Here is an 11,336-nt window from a genome sequence, read left to right as displayed (position 1 = left end):
TTGCCCGAACCCGAACCCGAACCCGAACCCGAACCCGAACCCGAACCCGAACCCGAACCCGAACCCGAACCCGAACCCGAACCCGAACCCGAACCCGAACCCGAACCCGAACCCGAACCGGACCCTGATCCCGTTACCGAGCCAGCGACCAAAGACGCCGGGGCCGAAACCCCTGAGTCGTCACAGGCGGAGTCGGCTTCCGGAGAAGCGGCCGGCGCGGATACCCCGGTTGATGCGGGGAAGGTCGCCCCGACCAGCCGCGTCAGCCCGGACTATCCGTCGCGTGCTCAGCGTCGCGGCATGGAAGGCTTTGTCGAAGTCGATTTTATTATCCGCCGCGACGGCAGCGTGGCGCCGGGGTCGGTTGATATCATTCGCGCCAGGCCCGAGCAGATCTTTGATCGCGCCGCGCGCCGGGCGATCCAGCAGTGGCAGTTCGAGACGGCCGATCGCCGCCGCCGCGCCACCCAGCGTATCGAGTTCCAGTTGAGGTAGTCATGCCGCGATATCTATCCGCGCTTTTGCTGTGTGCGCTCTGGCTCTGGAGCGCAAGCGGCGCCGTGTTGGCCGCTCCGGCACTGTCCGGTGAGATGATCCGTGACCTGAAAGCCACCGGGCAATCGCTCGACCAGGGCCGCCATGATCGCGTCGCCAGGCACGCCGGGCGCCAGGCCGAACGCTTGAGCTCGGGCAACGCCGCGGACCGCTACGCCGCCGCGCTGTACCGCCATTTGGCCGCCAACGCTCTGGCGGGGCAGGCGCATTACGCCGCCGCGGCCGAACAGCTGGCAAAAGCGCGGCGGCAACGCGGCGTCGGCAGCCGCGAAAAGCACCGCTGGCTACGCGAACAGGCGCGCTTTCATCATGCCGCCGGCGAGCACGGCAAGGCCATCGACCGGCTGGGCGAATGGCTGAATCAGAGCGACGGCGATAGCAAGCAGGCCCGCTGGCGTCTGATTGGCTGGCTGGCGAGCGAAAAGCGCTGGCAGGAGGCCGCCATGCAGCTGGAGCGGGTCGACCGACCCACCGATGAGCGGCGCCGTGAGCTGTCGCTCGCGGTGAACCTGAGGGCGGGGCGTACAGCCCGTGCGCTGGGGCTGTTGACGTCCGGGCTGTCGGTCAACAGCCCGGCCAGTGACTGGCGTCAGGCGGCCGGCGTGGCCCAGCGTGCCGGTCAGCCCGGTGTCGCTGCCGGACTTTGGGATACTGCCTGGCGGCAGGGGCTGCTGACACGCCCGGCGGACTATTGGCAGCTGATTGCTCTGCACCTCGACGGCGGAACGCCGGCACGCGCCGGCGAACTGATGGACGCCGCCCTGGCCAATGGGCGCGTGGTATACAGCGCGATGAGTCTGCGTCTCGGGGCAACGGCCTGGCAGCAGGCCCGGGATATGCCGCGTGCGTTGGCTGCCCACCGGGCGCTGGCGCGCGTTAGCCAGCGCGCTGAAGATTGGCGCCTGCTCGGCCAGCTGGCCTACGCCTGGGGCGAAGAGGCCAGCGCCAGATCGGCGCTGGAGCGCGCGGTGGCGCTGGGAGACGACCGGGCCGAGTCCTGGCTGGCCGGTCTTTAGGGAGCGGCGACGCCGGATCAGGCCAGCGTCAGGTCAAACTCTGTCCATACCGGCGCGTGGTCCGAGGGCTTGGTCATGCCGCGCAGCGCATAGTCGATGCCCGCTTCGCGTGTGCGCTCGGCGAGCGGCCGGGTGACCAGAATGTAGTCGATGCGCAGGCCGCGTTTGGGCTCGCGTTCAAAAGCCCGGGAGCGGTAGTCGAACCAGCTGAAGAGGTCATCGGCGTCGGGATAGCAGAGGCGATAGCTGTCGGTCAGCCCCCAGGCCTTGATGCCCCCGAGCCATTCGCGTTCGATCGGCTGGAAGCTGGTTTTGCCCTCGCGCAGCCAGCGCTTGCGGTTGGGCTCGCCGATGCCGATGTCCTGATCTTGCGGTGAGATATTGAAATCGCCCATCACCGCAACGCGGTCATCGGGCGAGTGATGCTCGTGGAGCAGCCGCGATAGCTGAGCGTAAAAGCGCTCCTTGTGGGGAAACTTGGTCGGGTGGTCGACGTTTTCGCCCTGGGGAAAATAGCCGTTCCATACGGTCACCGCTTCGCCGTCGGTACCCCGCAGGCGTACGCCGATCATGCGCCGCTGGGCGTCTTCGCTATCGTCGGGAAAGCCACGGAATACCGCTTCCGGTTGTTGACGGCACATCAGCGCCACGCCGTAGTGGCCTTTCTGGCCGTGGTATACCACGTGGTAGCCCAGCGCCTCCAGGCTCGCCAGCGGGAATTCGCTGTCCTGTACCTTGGTTTCCTGGAGCCCGATAACATCCGGCCGATGGCTATCAACCAACGCCTCGAGCTGGTGCGGGCGGGCGCGAACGCCATTGACGTTGAACGAGACCAGCTGCATCAGTTTGCCTCCCCGTTACCGGGAGCGCGTGAGTTGTCGGCCGACGCCGACGGGTGTATGTCGATATCCGGCGCGTTTTGCTGGCGCTGCAGGCGCCTTTTTGCCTGCTGCTGGCGCTGCTTGTGTTTCTTGACGGCAAACCGCTTTGAGGGCCCCGCCTGATCGGGGTTGGCGTGACGCCACTGTTTGTAATCCTTACGTCGACCGGTACGCAGCGATACCTTGTCGGCGAGCGAGCGGGTCTTTTTACGACGCGTCATGGGGCGCTCCTGATAATGGTCGGTCAGAGGGTCTCGGGCAGACGTGCCAGAGTCTCGAATAACGTGTCCGAAACGATGAATCCCGGATAAAAGTTCTGGCGACCATACTAACAGGCGCGGTGCAGAGCACCCAGCAATTTGCACCCCGGACACAGGGCTATTGTCGTTAGCCTCAATCGCTCGGCCGAGCCGTCAACAGGTCGGCGAGGGGGCGCTATCAATCCCTCCCTGGACGCTATCTACGCCATCCCTGGCGTAGAACCCCCTCTTCGACCTGTCCCCGGCTCTGCGGACATGGCCAGCGGCGATAGCCCTGACCCTGGCAACACCCGCCGCGCCTGCGGCGCCAACCCCTGTTACACTGTGCGCTTCGTGTATACTGGTGTTTCGTGCATGCCGTGGCGTGTCTTTAATCTCATGCACTGCCCGGTACGCACACGCTCTTGCGTGATCATCACACAGCCACCGTAACGGATAGTATGGAAAGCCCTATGAGCGAGTCGGAAAAGACTACCCCCGAGGCCGCGGCGCGCAAGCCCCGGCGCCGTCGTCGCAAGCCGCGTCGTCGCCAGTCCGGCTGGGATCTGCGCCAGTTCAAGGTGCCCGCCGTTGCCGGCCAGTGGCGGTTTCACGATTTTGACCTGCCGCTGCCGTTGATGCGCGCCATTCACGCCCTGGGATTCAAATACTGCACCCCGATTCAGGCGCAAACCCTGCGCCATACGCTGCTGGGTGGCGACCTGGTCGGCAAGGCGCAAACCGGCACCGGCAAGACCGCCGCTTTCCTGACGTCCGTGCTGGCCTATTTTCTCGAAGAAAAGGCCCCCGACGGTCAGCAGAGCGGTGCGCCGAGAGCCCTGATCATCGCCCCGACGCGGGAGCTGGCGCTGCAGATTGAAAAGGATGCCAGGGGGCTGGCGCGTTTTACCCGCTTCCAGGTGGCCAGCGTCGTGGGCGGCATGGACTATCAGCAGCAGCGAGAGCAGCTGGATAAAAACGTCGATATTCTCGTGGCAACGCCCGGGCGCCTGAACGACTGTCAGCAGAAGGGCGAGCTGGATCTCGGCCAGACCGAAGTGCTGATCATGGACGAGACCGACCGCATGCTGTCGATGGGCTTCATGCCCGACGTCAAGCGCATTGTCAGCAATACGCCCGACCGCGAGGAGCGTCAGACGTTTCTGTTTGCCACCACGCTGAATGAGGATGTCGTCAGCCTGGCAAACGAGTGGACGCAGGAGCCGGCGCAGGTTGAGGTCGAAGCGACTTTCGAGAGTCAGGCCAATACCCACCAGCGCGTTTACCGCGTCGCCGACGCCGACAAGCCGCGGCTGCTGGTGAACCTGCTGGAGCAGGAAAGCCTCGAACGGGTCATGGTCTTTTGCAACCGCCGGGATCTGGTGCGCGAGCTGGTCGACGAACTGACTCGCGCCGGTATGGACGCGGCCATGCTCTCCGGCAATGTGCCCCAGAGCGAGCGTATTGCCACGCTGGAGGCATTTCGCGGCGGCAAAACCCGGGTGCTGGTGGCGACCGATGTGGCCGGGCGCGGGATTCATATCGATGACGTCAACCACGTGATCAACTACACCCTGCCGGAAGACCCCGAGGATTACGTCCATCGCATCGGGCGTACCCCGAGCGCGGACGTACAGGGCGTTTCCATCAGTTTTGCCGGTGAAGAGGACGCGTTTTCGCTGCCGGAAATCGAGCGCCTTATCGACGACAAGCTGCCCTGCGAGCAGCCGCCGGAAGGCCTGCTCTAGTCGTCATGCTGGATGATGAACTCAAGGGCCATATCCAGGGCGCGTACCGCCGCATGGTGGAAGAGCTTGATCTGACGCCGCGCTATAGCCAGCGGCTGATGATCGCTGAAATTGCCCGCACCCTGGGCGACATTACGGTAGACGAAGCGGGCAAGCGCCAGAGCGACAACCATGTGTGCGTGCTCGAAGCCGGCACCGGGACCGGCAAGACGCTGGCCTACCTGGTCGCCGCGCTGCCGGTGGCCAGGGCGCTGGGCAAACGGCTGGTGGTTTCCACCGCGACCGTGGCGCTGCAGGAGCAGGTGCTGAATCAGGATCTGCCGTCGCTGGCGGCGCATAGCGGCCTGGCGTTTCGTCATGCGCTGGCCAAGGGGCGAGGGCGCTACGTCTGCGTCGCGCGCCTGGACGATGCACTGGGCGACAGCGAGCCCAACCCCACCCAGTCGCTGTTTGAACAGGATCTGATTGCCCGCAGCGGCGACTTTAACCGCCTGGCCAGCGACATGGCCGAGGCCTATGGGCGCGGCGACTGGGAAGGGGATCGCGACAGCTGGCCGGATACCATCGACGATGCCAGCTGGCGCCGGCTGACCGTGGATCATCGTCAGTGCACCGGCCGTCGCTGCGGGCACTTTTCGGCCTGCGCGTTCTTCCGCTCCCGCCGCGAGCTGGACGACGCCGACGTCATCGTGGCCAACCACGATCTGGTGCTGGCGGATCTGGCGCTGGGCGGCGGGGCGATTCTCCCGGACCCGGAAGAGTGCATCTTTGTTCTGGATGAAGGCCACCACCTGCCGGACAAGGCGCTGTCGCACTTTGCCCACCGCTTTGCCGTCAACGGCTGCCTCGGCTGGCTGAAAACCCTGAAATCAAGCCTGACGGATCTGCACGAAGCGCTGGGCAGCCAGGCGACTATTGCCCGGCTGCTGGCGAAACTGCCGGAAATGCTCCACGCCGTGGAGCCGGCGCTGCAGGATATCTTCACCCTGGGCCATCAGCTGGCCGAGCGGCCCAACGGACTGGGCGAGAAAGAAAGCAGCTATAACCAGCGCTTTGCCAACGGCGTGGTTCCGTCGGCGCTGCGCGATCAGGCGGGGCAGCTGCTGGTGATGTTTGCCGAGCTGTCGCGCAGCCTGGAGAGCATCGGCGACATCCTGCGCGAAAGCCTGGACCCCGATAAGCAGACCGGGCTGGAACGCGAACAGGCCGAAGCCTGGCTGCCTCTGTTGGGGCTGCTCCACGGCCGGGCGCTGGAGGCGCACGCGCTGTGGCAGGCGTTTGCCGCCGAAGACCCGGCGGGTGAACCGCCCCAGGCGCGCTGGCTGACCCTGAGCCGCTCGTCGGGCGGCGACGCCGAAATCGAATTTTCCGCCAGCCCCGTTTCGGCAGCGCATACGCTGGCCAAAAATCTCTGGGGACGCTGTCACGGTGCGGTGGTGACCTCGGCGACGCTCACCGCGCTGGGGCGTTTTGAACGCATTCAGGAACGCGCCGGGCTGGCCGGGCGCTACCGCTATCAGGTACTGCCCAGCCCCTTCGACTACACCGGCTCCGTACTCAGCGTGCCGCCGGAAGCCGCCGACCCCGGCAACCGGGAAGGCCACGAGCAGGCGATTGTGGACTTCATCAGCGGGCTGGATAGCACGGAAGCCGTGCTGGTGCTGTTTTCTTCCCGGGCCCAGCTGCGCGCCGTGCGCAAGGCGCTGCCGGAAACGGTGGAGCAACGCCTGCTGGCGCAGGATTCGCTCCCCAAGCGGGAATTGCTGGGGCGGCATCGCGACGCCGTGGACCGGGGAGAGGGCAGCGTGATTCTCGGCCTGGCGAGCTTTGCCGAAGGTATTGATCTGCCGGGCAGCTATCTGACGCACGTAGTGATTACCCGGCTGCCGTTTGCGGTGCCCGATGATCCGGTGGGCGCGACCCTGGCCGAATGGATCGAAAGCCGGGGCGGCAACCCTTTTATGCGCATTAGCGTCCCCGATGCGTCGGTCAAGCTGGTGCAGGCCTGCGGACGGCTGATTCGCAAGGAAAGCGACACCGGGCGCGTCACCTTGCTGGACCGCCGTGTACTCACCCGGCGTTACGGCAAGGCGCTATTGGACGCGTTACCGCCGTTTACCCGCGAGATTGCCTGATGGCTGTTGGCTGCAGAACGCCACAGGAAGAAGAACGACACTGGAAAATGGGCTACAGGAAAGAGGGCATACGAAAGAGCAGTACAGGTAAGGACGGTACAAGGATGGCATTTGCGCAGGAAACCCCGGCGCCGTTCAAAAGCGCCGGGTAGCGGATAACCGCCGGCCGTCAGGCCGCGCTGCGTTTGGCGAGCACTGCCGCCAGCTGCTCGTTCATCCGGGTGAAGGCCTTGACCGTGGCATCCCAGTCAATGCAGGCATCGGTAATCGACACGCCGTATTCCAGCTGGTCGAGGTCATCGGTGAGTTTCTGGTTACCCCAGCCGATATTGGATTCGACCATAAGGCCGATGATCGAGCGATTGCCGTCCAGAATCTGGTTGGTGACGTTGTCCAGCACCAGCGGCTGCAGCCCGGCATCCTTGTTGGAGTTGGCGTGGGAGCAGTCGACCATGATGTTGGGCGTAATCCCCGCGCTGGACATTTCCTGCTCGGCCAGCGCCACGCTGACGCTGTCGTAGTTGGGCTTGCCGTTGCCGCCACGGAGTACCACGTGGCCGTAGGTGTTGCCCCGGGTGCGGATAATCGCGACACGACCTTCGTGGTTGATACCGAGGAAATTGTGCGGATGGGCCACGGACTTCAGCGCGTTGATGGACACATCCAGGCTGCCGTCGGTGCCGTTCTTGAAGCCCACCGGGCCCGAGAGACCGGAGGCCATTTCCCGGTGCGTCTGGGACTCGGTGGTGCGGGCGCCCACGGCCGACCAGCTGATGCAGTCCTGAATATACTGCGGCGAAATCGGATCGAGCGCCTCGGTCGCCAGCGGCAGGCCGATTTCGGACAGCTCGACCAGCAGACGGCGCGCCTTGTGCAGGCCTTCCTCGATTTCAAACGAGCCGTTGAGATGAGGGTCGTTGATCAGCCCCTTCCAGCCCACGGTGGTGCGAGGTTTTTCAAAGTAGACGCGCATGACGATGTAGAGGCTTTCGCTGACCTGGTCGGCCAGTTCGCGCAGGCGCCGGGCGTAGTCCAGCGCGGCGTCGACGTCGTGTATCGAGCAGGGGCCGACGACCACCAGCAGGCGCGGGTCGCTGCCGTCGAGAATGTTCTGTATGGTCCGGCGGCCTTCCACCACGGTGCGTTCGGCTTTATCCGTCAGGGGGATATGGCGCTTGAGATCATCCGGGGTGACCAGGACGTCCTGAGCGAGGACGTTAAGGTTGTTAACCTGTTGTTCGGGCATCGTGCTTCCTGTTTGTGCATGCGCGTTGGTTGAAGACAAAAAATCAAAATCGGGTCCGGCTACTATCGCCTGTGAGCAAGGTAAAAATCAATTCACGGCGCCGAACCGGCGTCGCGACAAGTAGCCGCGAGGCGCTGCGTGGTGGGCGGCAAGTGCTTGATGCGGCCGGCGGAACGCGTAACACTTGGCAGCCTGGATACAGCGGCCTGGATACGGTGGCCTGGATACGTAGTGTCCCGGGAGCCCAGGGCCTTGGGTAAGCAGGGGCCTGGATAATAAACAGGGGCCTGGGTCACCTGGGTCAGCAGTGGCGTAGGGCAGCAATAAGTATGGTGAAGGTGATTGACGTTAAGATTATGGAACTTGAAACGGCTCGGAGGACTCTATGCGTCCTGCCGTGAATGCCGGCCGACATCCAGGGCTTGAGCGTTACGGGGTCGGGAATAGCGCCTTCGGGCGTAGTGGGTTCGAGCGTGAAGGAGTTGGAAGACGGCCTGCCAATATCGGGTCTGGAGACAGGCACAATGCCGGACGTGCGAGCTTGAGGAGCAAGTATTAATGGGCACTCGGGAAACAGATCAGCAGCTTGTTGAACGTGCCCGCAACGGTGATACCACCGCGTTTGACCTGCTGGTGAAGAAATACCAGCACAAGATTCTTGGCGTAATCGGCCGCTATGTGAACGATCACGCCGAAGTCCAGGACGTCGCCCAGGAAGCCTTTATCAAGGCCTACCGGGCGCTGGGCAACTTTCGGTCGGAAAGTGCGTTTTATACCTGGATGTATCGCATCGCGATCAACACGGCGAAAAACCACCTGGTATCGCGCGGGCGGCGTCCGCCGGGCAGCGATGTGGACATCGTGGACGCCGAAGTCGTGGACCACAGCGGGCGCCTCGCCGATGCCGAGTCGCCCGAAGCTTCGATTGCCCGGGACCAGCTTGAGGCATCGGTATTTGCCGCCATCGAGAAACTGCCGGATGACCTGCGGACGGCCATCACCCTGCGCGAATTTGACGGCCTGGCCTATGAGGACATTGCGCAAATCATGCAGTGCCCGGTAGGCACCGTGCGCTCACGGATCTTTCGCGCCCGGGAAGCGGTAGACGAGCATATTCGCCCGCTGGTCAGCACCGCCCGCAACAGCCGCGCATAGTCGTTGGGAGTGTTTTGAATCCGGGGCAGAGCTGTTGCAGCTGGCTTCAGGCACTCGACTCGGGCGAGTCGTCGATACCAACAAAATGTTACGCGCTTTCCCCGGTTTTTGAACTGTTGGCGTTTATTGGCGTCACAGGCACGGATAAACGCATTAGCGTGATACCGGCAGACGGCAACAATATCGTGAACAGAAGCCGACTGCCGGGGTTGCCGGCCTTGCGAAACCGGCTTTCTCAACATGGCGTGAGGATGTGAAGCATGAGTCAGAATACACGGGAATCACTCTCGGCGTTGATGGACGGTGAAGGCGATGACCTGGCGCTGCGCCGGGTGCTGAAAGCCCTGCCCGATGACGCCGGGGCAGCGGATACCTGGCGCCGCTATCATCTGGCACGAAGCCTGATGCAGCATGAGCCCGACGTGGATACCGGCACTGATCTCTCGGCCGGTATCATGGCCAGGCTGCAGGGCGAGCCGGTACCGGCGGCGCCCGATGCCTCCAGCGGCGCCGCCGAGAGCAAACCGCGCGCGCCGGGCGTATCCCTGGTCCGCGGAGCCGGTGTTGCCGCGGCCGTTTCGCTCATGGTCATCTCCGGCGTGCAGTATTTCGGCGCTCAGAAACCGGGCGAACCCGCCGGCAGCGAAGTCGCCGGCACGTCGTCAGACGCAGGGGAGCCGGCGAGCACCTCGGGCGGTGCCGAGAGCGATGCGACTTTCGCCCAGCCGGCTGCTTTGGCTTCAAACCCTGTGGCCTCCAATCCTGTGACCTCCAACCCCGGGGCCGCCAATCCAGGCAGCGCTTCCGACGGTGACGGCATGCCGATGTTCGAACCGACGCCGTTCCGTCTGAATCAGGAGAGCGGCCGCCAGGGGCTGATGACCGTCAGCGACGGCGGTCTGCCGGAGCCGATGGAGGCGTCGCAGGTCTCCCGCCAGACCTCACGGGTCGACAGCGAGCAGGTGCAGCTGCTGCAGTCCTATCTGCAGCAGCACGCACACGGTGCGGCGTACAGCAACAGCGACAGCTGGCTGCCGTTGACGCGTTCCTCGGCCATGTCCGAAGCGCTGGGGCGCTAGCCGGCGATGCGGGTCACGAAAACCGGCCGGAACACCGCGTATCATAAGGTCGGCACGCCGGCCGTCGGCCTGGCGCTGACGTTGGCGCTTATGATGTTGTCCGCTCCCGTATCGGCGGCAAAGGCGTCGTCACAGGACGATGCGGCAGCCACGCTGAGCTGCGACACCCTGGAAGACAAGGCGCCGGAAGCCCCGGTGGAATGGTTGAGCTATAGCCTCTGGGCCAGCCACTGCTATAGCTTTCAGGCGCGGGCCGTGGCGATTGATACCCTGAACGTGCGAACGCTTGCGCTTTCCCACCGCATCCGTGACGGGGTGAGGCAGCAGGTGGTCCAGCACCTTGACGGGCCCTCCGTCAATGTGGAACGCCGTGCCCGGGTGGGGTACTGGGGCTGGCCAGGCAGCCTTGCCCCCGACGGTCAACCGCCCGTCGAAGACGCCTCCGACGGCGCATCGCCCTCCATGCCCCTGCGCTGGGCCAGGCACGTGGCATCTGTCTACGATCTTTCCCTCGCCGAGGACAAGCGCGTTGCCGACCGCGACGCCGTGCAACTCACGTTTACCCCCGTCGACGACGACCGCTATCGCCATCAGTGGTGGCTGGATCGTGAAACCGGGCTGCTGCTGAAGCACGTCCTGCGCGATAACGACGACACCATTCTGGAAACCTTTCAGGTAACCCGGCTGCAGTCCCCCGAACGCTACCCGGATGCCGTCACCGTGGAAAACCGCGCAAACGACGACCTGCCCGAGTGGCGCACCGGCTGGCTGCCGGATGGCATGGTACGTCAGCCGGGCGCGGTGCAGCAGTCGCAGGAGGGCCGTACCCAGCGGCTGTACAGCGACGGTCTGGCGACGGTCAGTGTCTTTGTGGAATCCCCGGCTGTTTCCACGGCACTGGCTACCGGCGTCCACCGTCTGGGCGTGTCCGCCATTGCCGTGGAGCGCCACTCGGGCGATGAGCCCTGGCAGGTAATCGCTATCGGCGAGATTCCACCCGATATGCTCGGGCGCATCGCGCGCTCCGTCACCCGGTCAACGGAAACTCATTCAGCAGACACTCAGTCAGCAGACACCCGGTCAACGGACACTCACTCAACGGAATAGCATGCCGCTGACTTGATGGGTGGTTATTCCATTGATTGTTATTCTATTGATGGTTATCCCCTTGATGGGTATTCCATTGATTTTCATTTCATGAATTGTCGCCTCATTCATTGCCAACTCACTCATTGTCATCCAGCCGGATTGTTATCCGGTTGACTGTTACCCAAGGAGCACT

General features: G+C 64.1%; 10 protein-coding genes. 7 read left to right on the top strand and 3 right to left on the bottom strand.

Going from position 1 to position 11,336, the window contains the following annotated elements:
* On the top strand, positions 1-495 hold a 495-nt coding region (locus C793_RS0108745), incomplete at its 5' end, for an energy transducer TonB (protein WP_017430560.1).
* A gap of 2 nt (positions 496-497) precedes the next feature.
* A complete protein-coding gene (locus C793_RS0108740) occupies positions 498-1,571 on the top strand; it encodes a hypothetical protein (RefSeq protein WP_017430559.1) in 1,074 nt (357 codons plus the stop codon).
* A 17-nt stretch (positions 1,572-1,588) separates the two neighbouring features.
* On the opposite strand, the gene xthA is transcribed toward C793_RS0108740, so the two are convergent.
* Together xthA and C793_RS0108730 are read right to left on the bottom strand one after the other, a co-directional pair.
* The gene (xthA, locus tag C793_RS0108735) at positions 1,589-2,413 is read right to left on the bottom strand and encodes an exodeoxyribonuclease III (RefSeq protein WP_017430558.1); all 825 of its coding nucleotides are present in this window, start codon (positions 2,411-2,413) and stop codon (positions 1,589-1,591) included.
* A complete protein-coding gene (locus tag C793_RS0108730; RefSeq protein WP_017430557.1) occupies positions 2,413-2,673 on the bottom strand; it encodes a hypothetical protein in 261 nt (86 codons plus the stop codon). The genes xthA and C793_RS0108730 overlap by 1 nt, the downstream gene beginning before the upstream one ends.
* 491 nt (positions 2,674-3,164) lie before the next feature.
* Here C793_RS0108730 and C793_RS0108725 point away from each other — a divergent pair, with 491 nt between their 5' ends.
* On the top strand, positions 3,165-4,439 hold the full coding sequence (locus tag C793_RS0108725) for a DEAD/DEAH box helicase (RefSeq protein WP_017430556.1): 1,275 nt from the start codon (positions 3,165-3,167) through the stop codon (positions 4,437-4,439).
* 5 nt (positions 4,440-4,444) lie between these two features.
* On the top strand, positions 4,445-6,574 hold the full coding sequence (gene dinG / locus C793_RS0108720; RefSeq protein WP_017430555.1) for an ATP-dependent DNA helicase DinG: 2,130 nt from the start codon (positions 4,445-4,447) through the stop codon (positions 6,572-6,574).
* Between the two features lie 169 nt (positions 6,575-6,743).
* Here dinG and C793_RS0108715 read toward each other — a convergent pair whose 3' ends face one another.
* Entirely contained in the window at positions 6,744-7,820 is a 1,077-nt protein-coding gene (locus C793_RS0108715; RefSeq protein WP_017430554.1) for a 3-deoxy-7-phosphoheptulonate synthase, read from the bottom strand.
* Between the two features lie 558 nt (positions 7,821-8,378).
* Here C793_RS0108715 and rpoE point away from each other — a divergent pair.
* The 3 genes from rpoE to C793_RS13715 all read left to right on the top strand — a co-directional run bounded on the left by rpoE (position 8,379) and on the right by C793_RS13715 (position 11,161).
* Positions 8,379-8,975, top strand: coding sequence for an RNA polymerase sigma factor RpoE (gene rpoE, locus C793_RS0108710; protein ID WP_017430553.1), 597 nt, complete (start codon positions 8,379-8,381; stop codon positions 8,973-8,975).
* Positions 8,976-9,235: 260 nt separating this feature from the next.
* Positions 9,236-10,054: a sigma-E factor negative regulatory protein gene (locus tag C793_RS0108705; RefSeq protein WP_026106198.1), complete on the top strand. Its 819-nt coding sequence runs from the start codon at positions 9,236-9,238 to the stop codon at positions 10,052-10,054.
* Positions 10,055-10,144: 90 nt separating this feature from the next.
* On the top strand, positions 10,145-11,161 hold the full coding sequence (locus C793_RS13715; protein WP_245550208.1) for a MucB/RseB C-terminal domain-containing protein: 1,017 nt from the start codon (positions 10,145-10,147) through the stop codon (positions 11,159-11,161).
* Positions 11,162-11,336 lie beyond the last annotated feature (175 nt).

It is taken from the genome of Vreelandella jeotgali Hwa (assembly GCF_000334215.1).
In the GTDB taxonomy this organism is placed as follows: Bacteria; Pseudomonadota; Gammaproteobacteria; order Pseudomonadales; family Halomonadaceae; genus Vreelandella; species Vreelandella jeotgali.
The sequence above is the reverse complement of the archived record's forward strand: the minus strand, read 5'-3'. Positions and strand labels throughout refer to the sequence as shown.

Coding starts and splice junctions, on each gene's coding strand:
- C793_RS0108715 (WP_017430554.1), bottom strand. CDS start 7,820: ATGCCCGAACAACAGGTTAACAACCTTAACGTCCTCGCTCAGGACGTC.
- C793_RS13715 (WP_245550208.1), top strand. CDS start 10,145: ATGATGTTGTCCGCTCCCGTATCGGCGGCAAAGGCGTCGTCACAGGAC.
- C793_RS0108725 (WP_017430556.1), top strand. CDS start 3,165: ATGAGCGAGTCGGAAAAGACTACCCCCGAGGCCGCGGCGCGCAAGCCC.
- C793_RS0108740 (WP_017430559.1), top strand. CDS start 498: ATGCCGCGATATCTATCCGCGCTTTTGCTGTGTGCGCTCTGGCTCTGG.
- C793_RS0108705 (WP_026106198.1), top strand. CDS start 9,236: ATGAGTCAGAATACACGGGAATCACTCTCGGCGTTGATGGACGGTGAA.
- C793_RS0108730 (WP_017430557.1), bottom strand. CDS start 2,673: ATGACGCGTCGTAAAAAGACCCGCTCGCTCGCCGACAAGGTATCGCTG.
- xthA (WP_017430558.1), bottom strand. CDS start 2,413: ATGCAGCTGGTCTCGTTCAACGTCAATGGCGTTCGCGCCCGCCCGCAC.
- rpoE (WP_017430553.1), top strand. CDS start 8,379: ATGGGCACTCGGGAAACAGATCAGCAGCTTGTTGAACGTGCCCGCAAC.
- dinG (WP_017430555.1), top strand. CDS start 4,445: ATGCTGGATGATGAACTCAAGGGCCATATCCAGGGCGCGTACCGCCGC.